We start from the raw sequence: 14,404 nt of genomic DNA, 5'->3' as shown, positions 1-14,404 counted from the left end.
ATCAGCGGAGCGGGAAGGGAGACGCTGCCGCTCGCCCTCGGCGGGGGATGCCGTCGCCTAGGCCGGCCACCGCAGGACCTCGCCGCGCCGCCGCGTAATCGCGTCCGAAAGCGGTTTTTTTCAACTTTCGTAACCTTGCGGTGACCTGCTAGAAGCCTCCCTTGGTGACCTTGATCGGCAGATTTGTCTGCTTGGGCGCTGAGAAAGCGGGCACGCTTCCCCGGACCATTGGAGCCGGACTCAGGGGCCGGGGGTGATCGTCGTTCGAACGGGCAAGCGAACGACTCCTGTCATGCCGCCGCTGCTTCGGCGCGAGTTCGATCAGATCAAGCCAGTTGGAGGACATGGTGACGCCACCAAACCCTGACAAGCCAAACGAAGAACTGTCGACCGAACCAGGCGGGCCGCGCTGGCGCATCCCACGCCCACTGTTCTTCGCCGCAGCTCTCGTGCTGGCGGCGTCGGGCGGCGTCGAAGCGGCCGCGGCCTCGGCGTCATCGCCCACGACGCCCCCCACGGGAACACCGACTCCCTCGGTGACGGTCAGTGAGACCCCCACGGAAACGCCCACCGCGACCCCCACGGAAACGCCCACCGCGACCCCCACGGAAACGCCCACCGCGACCCCCACGGAAACGCCCACCGCGACCCCGACCGAAACTCCGACCGAAACCCCGACGCCGGCCCCCGCCGTCAAGGTGTCCGCCGCCGACGCCTGGCGCTTCATCGGCACCCCGCATGGCGAGTTCGTCGTGCCGGCGAAGGACTGTACCTTCCCGGTGCTGTTCACCCAGACCGGGCAGGCCACCGTCGTGGCCGAGGACGCGATCACCGTGAAGAGCCAGGACGGCTACGAGAGGGTGTACGCGATCGGCGACTCCACCCGGACCGTGTCCGGCCGGCGGGGCGACGCCAAGATCAAGCAGGGCGACTGGGTGTCGGTGACCGCCGCGACCCCGGGCGAGCCCACGACCGTCCCGCCGCAGCCCGAGCCCACGGCCGTCCCGCCGGAGGACGTGCCGACGACCACGCCCACCACCGAGCCGACGACCGCCCCGCCCACCACCGAGCCGACGACCGCTCCGTCCCAGAGCGCGCCGGCGACCGTCGCGCCCCAGGTGGAGCCGACGACGGCCGCGCCGCGGGATGAACCGGCGACGACCGCCGCCTGGGTCTTCGACCTCACCAAGCCGAGCAAGAACTTCTGGCGGGGCAAGGGCTGGTGGGCTCCCAAGCACTGGCAGCCGGGCAACGTCCAGTGGCGCACCCCCAAGCCGTGCCCCACGCCGACCGAGACGCCCACTCCCACCGCGACCCCCACCGTCCCTCCGACCGAGACTCCCACTGAGACCCCCACCGAGACCCCGACCGAGACGCCCACGCAGACCCCGACCGGCGACCCCACGGCCGAGCCGACCGTGACCGCAACCATCACCGTGCCCCCGAGCCCCACTCCGACCCCCTGACGCTCAGCGTCGGCTTCCTGCCGGTGGCCGCGGGTGTGAACCCGCGGCCACCGGCGTCTCCCGGGTGGGAAGGTCAGGTGAGCGCAGGCTCCTCGATGAGGGCGACCCGGACGGCCGACGGGTCGCCGCCGGAGAGGGGTACCGCGAAGACCGCCGTACGCCCGTGGGCGGCGTAGACCACGAAGCGTCGGCCGTCCTCGTCCCACGTGTCCTGGACGTCCGAGGTGAGCCACGCGGACGCCGAGCAGTAGGCGGGGCTGGCGTAGAGCAGACGCAGCGAGACCTCCAGCGGGATGTCCTGCGGTGAGACCACGGCCAGCGGCTTGCGCACCCGTACGAGAAGCCGGCGCAGGGGCGTCAGCCAGTGGTGGTCCAGCTCCGCCGAGAGCGCCAGCAGGGCGATGGCCTCGACCATGCCCACGGCCACGAGCGTCGCGCCGCCCGGATACGGCCCCGCCCAGATGGCCGCGACGCTCATGGCGAGCAGGAGCCCCGCCCGGCCGAAGCCGCGCCAGTTGACGGGACGGGCGTGCGAGCCCAGGCAGCCGCATGACGAGGCGGGCGCGGCGAGGCGCCCATAGGTGAGGTAGAGGAGGAATCCGGCGCAGAGCGCGGTGGCGGCCACGCCGTCCAGGGGCGAGGCCGGCGGCAGCAGCAGCGCCGCCGCCACCGCGAGCTCCAGCACCGCGACGATCCGGAGCGCCGGGACCGCGCGCGCCGCGCCGACCAGCCGGGCCAGGGCGGTCTGCCCCGCCTGCGCCCGCATCCGCCGGCTGAGCAGTTTCATCAGGGCGGCCCAGATCAGGAATAGGGCGATCACGTACGGCTGCGGCGCGGCGATCCCGTGCATCTGCGGCTCCTAGTGGGGGGAGAAGACGGTGGCGATGTCGACTTCGTTGGTGTCCGGCCGCCAGGCGCCCAGGACCTGCACGTGCTGGCCCACCCGCAGCTGCGACAGGTCGGCGGAGGGCGGCGCGTCGGAGTAGACGGCCACCGACTTGCCGGCCACGAGGTGGCAGAGGATCTGTTTGCCGTTGTGGTCGAGGTGGACCTTCTCGCTGGTGATGTTCTGGATGTGGCCCTTGACGTTGACGATGTTGAACCACACCGACTCGGCGGCGAGCACGCCGTCCGGCATGCGAACGCCGCGGGCGTAGAGCCCGTCACCGGGCTTGGCCTGGTCGAACGCGACGGGGCCCAGCTTCCACAGGCTCGTGCCGTCGACGACCCTGATGCGATGGAACACCCAGTTCGAGCCGAGGACGAACAGCGTGTTGTCCTTGATGGAGCGGATCCGGCCCTCGGCGAAGTTCGGGTCGGGCGTGCCGGGCTCGACGTCGGGCGCCGCCTTCGCGAAGGCGGCCTCCGGGCCGAGCGAGCCGAGCGCGGTCGCGGCGACGACGCCGGCCCCGCCCCCGAGCACGGCGGACTTGAGCAGTTGTCTTCTGCTGGTCATCGAACGCCTCCTAGGGGACGGAGATCTCGCACGGCCTCAGACCGGTCGAAAGGCTGGCGATCCTGCTGTAGGCCGCCGGGGTCAGGTCGATCAGCCGGTTGCTGGCGCAGGTCGCGCCGCAGCAGCTGCGCTCGCCGCAGAACAGGTCGGTCTGGGGGCCGCAGTCGGCGATGGTGGTGACGACGCTGGTGCCGCTGCACAGGGCCGTGGTCCTGTGGCTGAAACCGCAGGTCCTCCGGGACATTCCGACACCGCAGCTGTCCGGGCGGGTGATCGCCCAGCAGGCGTCGGAGGTGTTGGGCCAGGCGTGTTGCAGGCTCCCTGAGTTGCAGGTGCCGCACGCTCCCTTGCCGGTGGTGCTGCACGGGCCCCAGGCCGCGCCGCAGCAGAACCAGGAGACCTCTCCTTGGACGGGTCCGAGTAGGTCGACGGGTGGGTCAGTGGACTGGCTGCGCGCCATGCGCGTCCTCCTTGGGGGGTGAGCCTTGTTGGGGGGTGAGCTCCGACGGTCCCCGATCTGGTGGTGCGGTTAGCGGGAAATTTCTTGACTTGTCCCATGAATAACAGTTAATGAAATTACGTCAATGCCCAACCTTGAGCCGCTTTCGCCCCAACGGGCGGCCAGGGAACAGAACGCGCGTCCGGACGTCAGAGGGGAGATGTGCCGCGATGCGGACGGGGTGTCGCGGCGCCGTCGCCGCACGGGAATGGCAACCTAACTGTTGGGCTGGTATTCACCCCCGTTACGCCGGAAGAGTAGGTCATCCTGATTTAGCCTGACATGGCCTACCACCCCCGTACGAAGGGCAGTCATGGCTGTTTTCGCTGGAAGGGCACGCTCCCGCAGGGTGCTCCTGTCGATCGCATCCGCCTTCGGCCTCACCGCCGGCCTCGGCCTGTGGGCCGGAACCGGGACGAGCTCCGCGGTCGCGGTGCCGTCGCCGGCCCACGTCGTCGTGGTCGTCCTGGAGAACCACGCCTACTCGCAGGTCATCGGCAGCTCCAGCGCCCCCTACATCAACTCGCTGAGGACCGGCGGCGCGAACCTCACCCAGTTCTACGCCGAGACGCACCCGAGCCAGCCGAACTACTACGCCATGTTCTCCGGCGGCACCCAGGGCATCACCGGCGACGCCTGCGTCACGATCGGCTTCAGTTCCGCCGCCAACCTCGCCTCGGAGCTGATCGCGGCCGGGAAGACCTGGGGAAGCTACAACGAGGGCCTGCCCGGCCAGGGCTCCACGGTCTGCACCAGCAGCGGCGGCAAGTACGCGCAGAAGCACAACCCCTGGTTCGGGTTCCGCAACGTCCCGGCCTCCACGGCCTACACGATGGGGCAGTTCCCGACGGACTACACCAAGCTGCCGAAGGTCTCCTTCGTGATCCCGAACCTGTGCAACGACATGCACGACTGCTCGGTCTCGACCGGCGACACCTGGCTGAAGAGCAATCTCGGCGCGTACGCGACCTGGGCGAAGTCCAACAACAGCCTGCTGGTGGTCACCTTCGACGAGGACAACAGGCTCAGCGGCAACCGCATCGCGACCGTCGTCTACGGCCAGCCGGTCGCCCCGGGCAGCACGTCCGCCACCACCTACAACCACTACAACCTGCTCCGGACGCTGGAGGACATGGCCGGCCTGACCGCCCACGCGGGCAACGCCGCCTCGGCCTCGGACATCACCGGAATCTGGAACTGAGCTCCCGATGACGACCCGGGCGCGCCTGGTCACGCTACTGGTCGCGGTGGCACTGCTCGGCTCACTCGCCTTCGTCTCGGTGTTGCACGCGGCGCGGCGGGCCGAGGAGCGCGACCGGGCGCAGCCGGGCGGACCGCCCGTCGCGTCCGGTGCCGTTACGCTCGACGGCGGCGGGCGGATGGTCTTCCGCAACATGGCGTGGGGGGCGCACCGGGACGAGCTGGTCTCCGTGGCGGCCTCCGACCCGGGAGGGGCGCGCACCGCGGCCCCGATCCGCTGCCTGCGCTTCCACGCGGCGGCCGGGACGGGGGTCTGCCTGCGCAAGGTGGACGGCCCGATGCAGGAGACCTACTTCGCGTCGGTCCTCGACGCCCGGCTGCGGACGGTGCGCGACTATCCGATCGCGGGCGTCCCGTCCCGGACGCGGGTCGCGCCGTCCGGGCGGCTGGCCGCCTGGACGGTCTTCGTGGGCGGGGACTCCTACGCCGGGAGCGACTTCTCCACCCGGACCTCGATCGTCGACACCCGCACCTGGGCGCTGACCCCGAGCCTGGAGACCTACGCGATCGTGAAGGACGGCAGGCCGTACCACGCCTCCGACGTGAACTTCTGGGGCGTCACCTTCGCCGACGACGGGCACTTCTACGCGACGCTCGCCACGAAGGGCGAGACCTACCTCGTACGCGGCGACATCGCCGCGCGCACGGTCACCACGGTGCGCACCAACGTCGAGTGCCCGTCGCTGTCTCCCGACGGCACCCGGCTGGTCTTCAAGAAACGGGTACGCGGGCTCAGCCCGGACGAGCCGTGGCGGCTGTACGCCCTGGACCTGCGGACCATGCGCGAGACGCCGCTGGCCGAGGCGCGCAGCGTCGACGACCAGGTCGTCTGGGCGGACGAGCACACCGTGATGTACGCCCTGGCGGGTGACTTCGGCGCCGACCTGTGGTCGGTCCCCGCCGACGGGACCGGCGCGTCCAGGCGGGTCGCCCTCGCCGCCCTCAACCCGGCCTTCGTCGGCTGAGGCCGCCGCCGGGGGACTTCCGGGCGACCAGGCGCTCGGGGCTCGGCCAGCGCACGGCGTACGCCCAGCCGGCCCGTTCGAGCCAGCGGATCAGCCGGGCGGCGGGAGTTGCCCGGAAGTGACGCCTCAATCACGTACAGCAGGCAAGGGATCGCAATCTGTAGCTATCCTGGGGTCGATGTGACCCGGAGTGCGGCAACGACCACGTAAAGTGGCGGCCTCGGCCGGGTCCGGTTGCGGTTCACACCTGAGACGGAGGGTCCTACGGCATGGGTGCTGTCGAACAGGCGACCGCGGGCGACCATCTGGAGAGATACGATGCGGCCCTGGCCCGCGATCCGATGTCCGCGTTCGCCCTCGTCCGAGAGTGGATGCGCACCGACTGGCGCGCCTTCTTCGCGGTGCTGCGCGAGCGACGGCCCATCTTCGTCACGCCCGCCTTCACCGTCGTGACCCGTTTCGCCGATGTCACCGAGGTGCTCTCCCGGGAGGAGGTCTTCTCGGTCCGCGCCTTCGGCCCCCGCCTGGACGCCGCGCTGGGCGGGCCGTTCATGCTGTCCAGGGACGCCACGCCGATGAACTGGCGCGAAAAGGGGCTGATGCAGGTCATGCTCCCCCCTGAGGACGTGGCGTGCCTTCGCCTCCTGGCGGGGCGGTTCGCCGACGAGGCCCTGGACGCCGCGTCGGGGCGCGGGCGCGTCGAGGCCGTCGGCGAGCTGTTCCGGCACGTCGCCCTGCGCGTGTGCGCCGACTACTTCGGCTTCCCCGGGCCCACGCCGGAGACCCTGTCGAGATGGACCAGGGCGATGATCACCGACGGCTTCGCCAACTTCCAGGGTGACCCCGCGATCCGCGCCGCGTCCGTCCTCGCGGGCGAGGAGATGATCGACTACCTGCGCGGCCTGCTCGCCGAGCGCCGGGCCGCCCTGCGGGCGGGGCGCGTGCCGCCGCCCGAGGACGTCTTCTCGCGCCTCATCCGCACGACCCTCCCGGCGGAGGTCGGCGTCGGCGACGAGCGGATGCTGATCAACATGGCGGGGCTGCCCCTCGGGTTCGTGGAGAGCGGGCCGGGGGCCATGGCCGAGGCGGTCGAGCAGATCATGCTCCGCCCCCACGTGCTGGCCGAGGCCGTGGACGCCGCCGCCGACCCCGACCCCGCCCGTTTCGACCGCCATGTCTGGGAGGCGCTGCGGTTCAGCCCGTTCTTCAAGCTGCTTGCCCGCGTGTGTGAGCGTGACCACGTTCTCGCCGCGGGCACCCCGCGCCAGACGCTCGTCCCCGCCGGCACCTTCGTGCTCGCCGCGCCGGCCTCGGCCATGTTCGACGCCGACATGGTGGAGGAGCCGGAGGAGTTCCGGCTCGACCGGCCAGGGCACATCCAGATGTTCTTCGGCCACGGCCACCACGCGTGCCTCGGAGTGCACCCCGCCAGGGCCGTCATCTGCGAGGTGGTGCGCCGCCTGCTGCTGCGCCCGGGGGTGCGCATGCTCCCGCCGCCGGACGGAGCGGTCGTCCGCGCCCACGGGATCTTCCCCGACCGGTTCGTCCTCGGGCTCGGCCCGCAGGGGAAGGAGGCGTGACGGTGGGGTCCACCACGGCGAGAAGCATCGCGACCGACGGCGCCGCCAACCGGCTCAGATTCCTGGCCCTGACACACGGGCGGCCGCTGTGGGACCTCGCGCAGCGCGTCCAGCCGGTGCGGCGTCGCCTCAACGCCGCGCTGATCGACCACGCGGTCCGCGAGATGCCGCCACGGCCCGAGCCGCTGAGCACCATGGCCGACTACACCTCGTGGGCCTCGCTGACCGATCGCACGTTCAGCGGGCGTCACGTGCCGCCGGTCGCCGGAGCCGAGACCGGCCGGCCCACGCCGGAGCGGGCGGCCGACCTGTTCACCCGTGGCGACACCATGATCCCCTGCCCCCGCTCCACCGTGCTGTTCGCGTACTTCGCGCAGTGGTTCACCGACGGGTTCCTCCGCGGCGACACCCACGTCCCGAGGGATCCCCGTAAGAACAGCTCGAACCACCACATCGACCTCAACCAGCTCTACGGGCTGAACGCCGCCGCTACCGCCGCCCTGCGGACCTTCGACGGCGGGCTGCTCAAGACCCAGGTGCTCGACGGCGCCGAGTTCCCGCCCTACCTCTGCGACAACGGCCGGATCAAACCCGAGTTCGCCGCGCTGAGCGTGATCCGTTTCGGCGAGCTCACCGACGCGCAGCGCGGCGCCCTGTTCGCGACCGGCAGCGACCGGGGCAACATCCAGGTCGGCTTCACCATGCTCACGGTGCTGTTCCTGCGCGAGCACAACAGGGTGGCCCGGCTCCTGGCCCGCCACTACCCGCGCTGGGACGACGAGCGCCTGTTCCAGACCGCGCGCAACATCCTCATCGTGCTGCTCATCAAGCTGGTGGTGGAGGAGTACATCAACCACATCACCCCGTACCACTTCCGCTTCACCCTGGATCCGCGGCTCTCCGCCATGCTCGCCCGCGCCCCCTGGCACCGGGAGAACTGGGCCTCGGCGGAGTTCAACCTCGTGTACCGCTGGCACAGCCTGATCCCCTCCACCCTGTCCGTGGGCGGGCGGGACCTTCCCATGGCGGACACCCTGGTCGGCGGCGCGCTCATCTCCGGGCCAGGCCTGGGCCGGCTGTTCGAGGACGCGTCCCGGCAGCGAGCCGGTCGCATCGGCCTGTTCAACACCGACCCCGTGCTGCGGCAGGTCGACGTGGCCAGCGTCGCCGAGTCGCGCGCGCTGAACCTCGCCCCCTACAACAGCTACCGCGAGCACTGCCGCTTCCCCCGCGTGCGCCGCTTCGACCAGGTCTCCGGCGACCCCAGAGTGAGCGAGGCGCTCAGCGAGCTGTACCGCGGCGTCGACGACCTCGATCTGTACGTCGGCCTGTTCGCCGAGGAGCCGGGAGACGCGAACGCCATGCTGCCGCCGCTCCTCACGAAGATCATCGCCATCGACGCCTTCTCGCAGGCGCTGACCAACCCGCTGCTGGCGTCGCGGGTGTTCACCAGCGCCACCTTCACCCCGTACGGCATGAAGATCATCTCTACCACGCGGACGTTGTCGGACGTGCTGCACCGCAACGTGCCCGAGGACCCGCGGCCGCGCTTCGTGAGCATGACCCGGCGGGCGGAGCGGTGAGCGTCCACGCCGGGGACGGCCCGGCCTCGGCGGCGAAGCCGCTGCGCACGGCGGCCCGCGAGCTGGCCGAGATCGGGGCGGCGATCCAGGAGACCTCCGCCCACGCCACGGCGGCGCTCACCGACGGTGCCGTGCTCGGCGCGCTGGTGCGCGCCCCGGCCGAGGGCTACCGGGCGCAGCGTGCCCTGCTCCGCGCTGTGACCAACCGCCGAGGGCTCGGGTACGCGGTCGCCGGTGGCCGGCTGGGTGGGCTCGCGGCCAGGGCCGGCGGCATGGCGGGCGCCGAGAGCCTGGCCGTCCTCATCCTCGCGACCTCGCTGCGGCTGCGCATCGCCGCCGTGACCGAGGACCACCCGGAGCTGGTCGCCGACCCTCTGATGGGCAGGCTCATCGAAGCGGTCGGCGCCGACCGCGACATCCAGTCGCTCCGGGCGTTGCGCGCCATGCTGAAGGACCGCGGCGCGGTGCGCACGCTCAGCGGGCTCGCCCCGGTCTTCGGTGAGGTTCTCGCCCTGCGGGCACTGCTGGACGAGAACCCGCTCAACGACACCGCCGCGTGGCTCATCGCCACCGGAGGCGGGTACGCCAGCGCCGATCCCATCACCGGCGTGAGCAACAGGGCCATAGCGGTCCTCGACACCGGGGAGGGGGCCGCGCGGCGGCTGGAGCTGGACACGGCCGAGGTCGCGCGGCTCAGCTCACACGGGTCGCTGCTCGGCTTCCTGCGCAACATCGGCGTCGTCGGCACCACGGGGCGGGTGCTCATCCAGAGCGTGACCGGCCCGGACGGTGTGGCGCGCCACGTCGTCCAGGTGCCCGGCATGAGGTTCGGACGGCCCGACAACGACTCGCCGCAGGATCTGCTCGGCGCCTTCAGCAGCGCCGTGCTCGACAGCGGGCCCTACAGCCGCGCGCTGGTCAAGGCCATCGACGACTCCGGCATCCCGCGGGGAGCCGAGATCGCTTTGATCGGGCACAGCGCCGGCGGCGCGGCCATCATGAACCTCGCTCAGGACCCGGCGTTCTGCGCCCGTTACACCGTCACCCACGCCGTGGCCATCGGATCGCCGGTCGACTTCAAGCGACCCGCCGACCCCCGCACCTGGGTCGCCAGCGTCACCAACCAGCACGACATCATCCCCACCCTCGACGGGCAGGGCGCGGGCGGCTGCTTCGACCTGCACCCCGGCTGGTACGTGGTCGACTACTTCGACGCCACCCACCTGTTCCCGGTCTGCCACGGCATCGAGCACTACACCGCCAACATCGCGAACGACCTGCCCGAGGCCCGCGACCGCATCGACCACGCCCTCACGCCCTACCGGGGGCCGGTCACCCGCTCACAGGCCTACCTGCTGTTCGACCGCGTCCCCGACCCCGACGGCTTTCCGTTCCTCACCGTGCCCACCTACCGGGTGGCCACGCCGGACGGAGCGCTCGAACTACCGGTCAGGTGCCACGACGGGGGAGCCCTCACGGCGTACTTCGCGGTGGACGCGCGCGCGGCGGCGGCCCTGCTGGAGGGGACGGGGCTCGGGCCCGCGGTGCGGGTGGCGGGGCGCGCCCTCGTGGCCGTCCACGCGTCCTGGAACCGGCGGACGAGCCTCGGGGCCTACCGCGAGGTCGGCCTCGGAATCGTCGTGCACGATGCGTGGCGGCCCCCGTCGATCAGGGTCTGGCCCGACGTGGCCAGAAGCGCGCGCCGTCGGCGATCCGGAAGCTGGCTGGTCGGCTCCGTGGTCGACACCGAGACCGTGTCGGCCGTGGCACCGGAGGTCTGGGGGTACGAGCCGTCCCTCGCCGACCTGGACATCGAGCTCACCGCGAGATCGGTCCGCATCGCGGCCGGCGGTCCTGAGGGCCGGTTCCTCGCCCTGCGGGGGTGGCTCGGCCCGGGGATCCCGGCCGGAGCCCCGGACCTGGTCGCCTATTCGCGCCACGAGGGCACCACGCTGCGGTCGTGCGTCGAGACACGGGGCCGGGGGCGGGTGCATCCCGCGCCACGGGCCCGCCTGGTCGCCGGGCCGGCGGCCCACCCCATGGCGCGGCACCTGCGGGCGCTGGGCCTCGACGGCGCCCGCCCGCTGCTGTGCCTGTCCACCTTCGCCCACCAGACCCTGCGGGGCGCCGGTGTCCCCGTGCGCACCACCTGACCGAAGGAGCCTCCGGATGCCCGCCGTTCCCGAAGCGATCGCCGTCCACGCCGGGGTCCTGCGGTCCGACGCCCTCGTGCTCGCCGACTGCGCCGAGCGGCTGCGCGAGATCGAGGCCCGGCTGGACGCCGACGGCGCCGCGCCGCAGTGGCTCAGGGACACCGTGAACGCCCACATCGCCGCCTGCCTCACGGCCTCCGCCGATCTGGACGAGGCGGCGACGCGACTGGACGTCTACGCCGGCCGGGCCCGCCGCTGACGGTCCCGTCAGCGGCGCACGAGGGTGTTGTGGAAGGACCTGATCAGCCACTGGCCCGATTGCTTGACGGCGATGCTGGTGTTCCACGAGAGGGTGTTCGGGTGGCAGGTCCTCTCCGAACCGAAGAACACGCAGCCCTTCCGGATGATGAAGGCCGTCGAAGGGGACAGCAGGTGGATCTTCTCTTCGACGGTGTGGATGCGGCTGTTCTTGAGCTGGTTGGCGAGGTAACGCTGGAACTTGGTTCCTATCACCTCGCGCGTGCGCAGATGCTCACCCGTGACGTTCACGAAGTCGGCATCCGCGGTGTAGGTCGCGGCATACGCCTTTCCGTTTCCGTGTGCCCAGGCGTCGGCCTGCCGGTCCCAGAGCCGGGCCAGGGCGGCGAGTTCGGTGTCGTAGGGCACCGTCCCCGCGATCTGGGAGCCGGCCGGTGCCAGGAGTGCCCGGCTCTTCGGCGTCGTGGCCTCGGTCGGCGTGACGGCGGCGCCCAGCGCCAGCCCGAGCCCGCCGACGAGAGCCAGGCTGATCGTTCTCCTCGCGTATCGATTAATGCCCATCTCTGCCCCGTTCGAAGATGATCAGGAACAAATGTGGAAGCGTTCCCCTGTGACTCGGGCCGGGTGGCGGCCCACGGGTCAGTTCCCGGAGAAGTTTCTGAACGATGGGAACGGCGCGTCCTGCCGCCGCATGAGGGTGTTGTGGAAGGACGTGACCATCCATCGGCCGGAATGCTTGACGGCGAGGCTGGTGTTGATCGATCGCGTGTCCGGGCGGCAGGCCGTCTCGGCGCCGTACAGCACGCAGTCCTCACGGAGGATGATCGCCATCGTGGGAGACACGAAGCGCACCTCTTCCACCATTCGGAGGATGTGGGTGTTCTTGAGCTGATTATTAAAGTAATGCTGGATTCTCGTGGCTATGGTGTCGCGGCTATGGAGATGCTCGCCCCGGATGTTTATCAGGTCGGCATCGGTGGTGTAACTCCTGGCATATGCGCCGGCGTCCCCTCGGGCCCAGGCATCCGCCTGCTGCTCCCAAATACGGCGCAGAGCGGTGAGATCGGTGTCGGTGTGGTCTTTCCCCTGGATCCCTGATCGGGCTGGCGCCGCCGCGTCCGCGGCCGGCGTCACGGCGTCCGGCGGCGCCGCGGCGCCGGTCAGCGCCATCGCGAGCCCGCCGAGGAGAGCCAGGCGGATACTTCTCACCTTGCATCGATGAATGTCCATCCATGCCCCCGTTCGAAGTTCACCGTCGCAGACGTATAAGCGGTTCACCGTCCTTGAAGGTGTCGTTCTTCGAGTTCTCTACCGGTATTCCCCTAAGTGTCCGATTTAGCACATCAGGGTGGATTTGCCCTACCGCTGGTGGGCATATGTGCCGTAGATGTGCGTGGCTCCACCCACGCGAGGTGGGAGGGCCGCGACAGTGGTGGCAAGGGGGATGACCTATGCGGATAGCTGTGCTTGGGATGGGTCATATGGGCCGCGCGGTGGCCGCTCGGCTGCTCGCGCAAGGGTACGAGGTCGCGGTCTGGAACCGTACGCCCGGCAGGGCCGCCGAGGTGGCCGGCGCCGGCGCGGTCGAGGCGTCCTCGCCGGCGGAGGCGGCGCGGGGGGCGGAGGCGGTGCTGATGTCGCTGACCGACGACCACGCCGTCCTCGACGTCATGGAGAGGCTGACCGGGCTCGGCTCCGACGCGGACGGGCCCATCGTGGTCGACATGAGCACCGTCTCCCCGGAGACCTCCCGCAGGCTCCAGCGCATGGCCCCCGCGCGCCGCTTCCTGTCCGCGCCCATCATCGGGGCGCCGCAGACCGTCTTCGCGAACAAGGCCTCCAGCCTGGTGGGAGGCGACCGGCGCCTCGCCGACCGGCTGGAGCCCACCTGGTCACGGGTGTTCTCCAACCACTGGTACTGCGGCGAGGACCCCGGGAGCGCGTCGGCCTTCAAGCTCCTCAACAACTTCCTGCTGATGTCCGGAGTCGCCGCCGTCGCCGAGGTCGTGGCCGCGGCCGAGGCAGCCGCTCTGGACATGAAGCTGCTGCGCGAGGTCCTCAACCAGTGGCCCACCATCCCGCTCGCCATCGTCAACCGGGTCGACGACATGATCGCCGGTGACCACAAGGGCTGGTTCTCCACGCGGCTCGGCGCCAAGGACGTACGGCTGCTCAACGAGGTGGCGGAGTCCACCGGGCTGTCGCTGCCCATCGCCCGCCTGGTCGAGCGCCGCTACCAGGAGGCCGGGGAACGCGGCTGGAGCGAGGCCGACATCGCCGCCGTCGTGGAGGTGATCCGCGCGGAACGCCGCCCCGAGAAGGGCGTGACCGGGGGAGCGCCGGGCCGGGCATGAGCGCGAAGAGCGGTACCCGGCGATGACCGAGGACACCACGGCCAGACCGGTGACGGCGCTGGTCACCGGCGGGAACCAGGGGATCGGGCGCGAGATCGTCGCGCAGCTGGCCGAGCGGGGCATGACGGTGCTGCTCGCGGCCAGGGACCTGCGTCGCGGTGAGGAGGCGGCGGCCGCCCTGCGATCGGCCGCCGCCGACGTGCGGGCGATCCAGCTCGACGTCACCGACCGCGCGTCGGTCACGGCGGCCGCGCGGCACGTCGGCGATCACTTCGGCGTGCTCGACGTCCTGGTCAACAACGCCGGGATCCTCGGCGACCTCCCCGGGCAGAACCCCGGCAGCGCCGAGCTGGACGTCGTCAGGGAGGTGTTCGAGACCAACGTCTTCGGGGTCATCAGGGTGACCACCGCGATGATCCCGCTGTTGCTGCGCTCGGTGGCGGGACGCATCGTCAACGTCACCAGCGGCCTCGGCTCGCTCACGCTGATGTCCGACCCCGACGGTCACTTCAACCGCCGGCCCCCCTCGCTGGCCTACGTCCCGTCCAAGACCGCGCTCAACTCGCTGACCGTGCAGTACGCCAAGGGGCTTCGCGAGCACGGCGTGCTGGTCAACGCGGCGGACCCTGGCCCGTGCGCGACCGCCTTCACCAAGGCCGTTCCCGGCCTCACCCGCACCGCGGCCGAGGGCGCGGCGATCGCTGTGCGGCTCGCCACCCTCGGCCCCGACGGTCCGACCGGCGGCTGCTTCGGCGACCAGGGCCCGGTTCCCTGGTAGCGGGCCGGGCCGTCACACGCGTGGCCGCCCGTCCCGCCCCCATGGCGGGGCG

15 protein-coding genes are annotated in these 14,404 nt (G+C 71.2%); 9 read left to right on the top strand and 6 right to left on the bottom strand.

Annotated features, from left to right (window positions below; all coding sequences use genetic code 11):
* Positions 1–148 precede the first annotated feature (148 nt).
* Positions 149–505 carry a hypothetical protein gene (locus AB0O34_RS25970; protein ID WP_363919554.1) on the bottom strand — a complete coding sequence of 119 codons (357 nt, stop codon included), beginning with the start codon at positions 503–505 and terminating at the stop codon, positions 149–151.
* A gap of 31 nt (positions 506–536) precedes the next feature.
* On the opposite strand from AB0O34_RS25970, the gene AB0O34_RS25965 reads away from it, so the two are divergent.
* On the top strand, positions 537–1,466 hold the full coding sequence (locus AB0O34_RS25965; RefSeq protein ID WP_363919552.1) for a hypothetical protein: 930 nt from the start codon (positions 537–539) through the stop codon (positions 1,464–1,466).
* Between the two features lie 73 nt (positions 1,467–1,539).
* Here AB0O34_RS25965 and AB0O34_RS25960 read toward each other — a convergent pair whose 3' ends face one another.
* The 3 genes from AB0O34_RS25960 to AB0O34_RS25950 are packed head-to-tail and all read right to left on the bottom strand — an operon-like array spanning position 1,540 to position 3,382.
* A complete protein-coding gene (locus AB0O34_RS25960; RefSeq protein WP_363919550.1) occupies positions 1,540–2,316 on the bottom strand; it encodes a MauE/DoxX family redox-associated membrane protein in 777 nt (258 codons plus the stop codon).
* Between the two features lie 9 nt (positions 2,317–2,325).
* Positions 2,326–2,922 carry a cell wall protein gene (locus AB0O34_RS25955; protein WP_363919548.1) on the bottom strand — a complete coding sequence of 199 codons (597 nt, stop codon included), beginning with the start codon at positions 2,920–2,922 and terminating at the stop codon, positions 2,326–2,328.
* 10 nt (positions 2,923–2,932) lie between these two features.
* Positions 2,933–3,382: a hypothetical protein gene (locus AB0O34_RS25950; protein WP_363919546.1), complete on the bottom strand. Its 450-nt coding sequence runs from the start codon at positions 3,380–3,382 to the stop codon at positions 2,933–2,935.
* A gap of 352 nt (positions 3,383–3,734) precedes the next feature.
* Here AB0O34_RS25950 and AB0O34_RS25945 point away from each other — a divergent pair, with 352 nt between their 5' ends.
* The 6 genes from AB0O34_RS25945 (at position 3,735) to AB0O34_RS25920 (ending at position 11,221) form a co-directional block, all read left to right on the top strand.
* Positions 3,735–4,622: an alkaline phosphatase family protein gene (locus AB0O34_RS25945; RefSeq protein WP_363919544.1), complete on the top strand. Its 888-nt coding sequence runs from the start codon at positions 3,735–3,737 to the stop codon at positions 4,620–4,622.
* A gap of 7 nt (positions 4,623–4,629) precedes the next feature.
* Positions 4,630–5,646, top strand: coding sequence for a hypothetical protein (locus tag AB0O34_RS25940; RefSeq protein ID WP_363919542.1), 1,017 nt, complete (start codon positions 4,630–4,632; stop codon positions 5,644–5,646).
* A gap of 269 nt (positions 5,647–5,915) precedes the next feature.
* Positions 5,916–7,226, top strand: coding sequence for a cytochrome P450 (locus tag AB0O34_RS25935; protein ID WP_363919540.1), 1,311 nt, complete (start codon positions 5,916–5,918; stop codon positions 7,224–7,226).
* Positions 7,223–8,809 (top strand): peroxidase family protein, encoded by a 1,587-nt coding sequence (locus AB0O34_RS25930; RefSeq protein ID WP_363919537.1) that lies wholly within the window; start codon positions 7,223–7,225, stop codon positions 8,807–8,809. The genes AB0O34_RS25935 and AB0O34_RS25930 overlap by 4 nt, the downstream gene beginning before the upstream one ends.
* A complete protein-coding gene (locus tag AB0O34_RS25925) occupies positions 8,806–10,962 on the top strand; it encodes a hypothetical protein (protein ID WP_363919535.1) in 2,157 nt (718 codons plus the stop codon). The genes AB0O34_RS25930 and AB0O34_RS25925 overlap by 4 nt, the downstream gene beginning before the upstream one ends.
* A 16-nt stretch (positions 10,963–10,978) precedes the next feature.
* Positions 10,979–11,221, top strand: coding sequence for a hypothetical protein (locus AB0O34_RS25920; protein ID WP_363919533.1), 243 nt, complete (start codon positions 10,979–10,981; stop codon positions 11,219–11,221).
* An 8-nt stretch (positions 11,222–11,229) separates the two neighbouring features.
* On the opposite strand, the gene AB0O34_RS25915 is transcribed toward AB0O34_RS25920, so the two are convergent.
* Entirely contained in the window at positions 11,230–11,781 is a 552-nt protein-coding gene (locus AB0O34_RS25915; RefSeq protein ID WP_363919531.1) for an SgcJ/EcaC family oxidoreductase, read from the bottom strand.
* Between the two features lie 78 nt (positions 11,782–11,859).
* Positions 11,860–12,450 carry an SgcJ/EcaC family oxidoreductase gene (locus AB0O34_RS25910; protein ID WP_363919529.1) on the bottom strand — a complete coding sequence of 197 codons (591 nt, stop codon included), beginning with the start codon at positions 12,448–12,450 and terminating at the stop codon, positions 11,860–11,862.
* A 221-nt stretch (positions 12,451–12,671) separates the two neighbouring features.
* On the opposite strand from AB0O34_RS25910, the gene AB0O34_RS25905 reads away from it, so the two are divergent.
* The gene (locus tag AB0O34_RS25905; protein ID WP_363919527.1) at positions 12,672–13,574 is read left to right on the top strand and encodes an NAD(P)-dependent oxidoreductase; all 903 of its coding nucleotides are present in this window, start codon (positions 12,672–12,674) and stop codon (positions 13,572–13,574) included.
* A gap of 22 nt (positions 13,575–13,596) precedes the next feature.
* The gene (locus tag AB0O34_RS25900; protein ID WP_363919525.1) at positions 13,597–14,352 is read left to right on the top strand and encodes an SDR family NAD(P)-dependent oxidoreductase; all 756 of its coding nucleotides are present in this window, start codon (positions 13,597–13,599) and stop codon (positions 14,350–14,352) included.
* The last annotated feature ends 52 nt before the right edge of the window (positions 14,353–14,404 follow it).

The organism is Sphaerisporangium sp. NPDC088356, assembly GCF_040685555.1.
GTDB lineage: Bacteria > Actinomycetota > Actinomycetes > Streptosporangiales > Streptosporangiaceae > Sphaerisporangium.
This window is presented reverse-complemented; position numbering and strand designations above follow the sequence as displayed.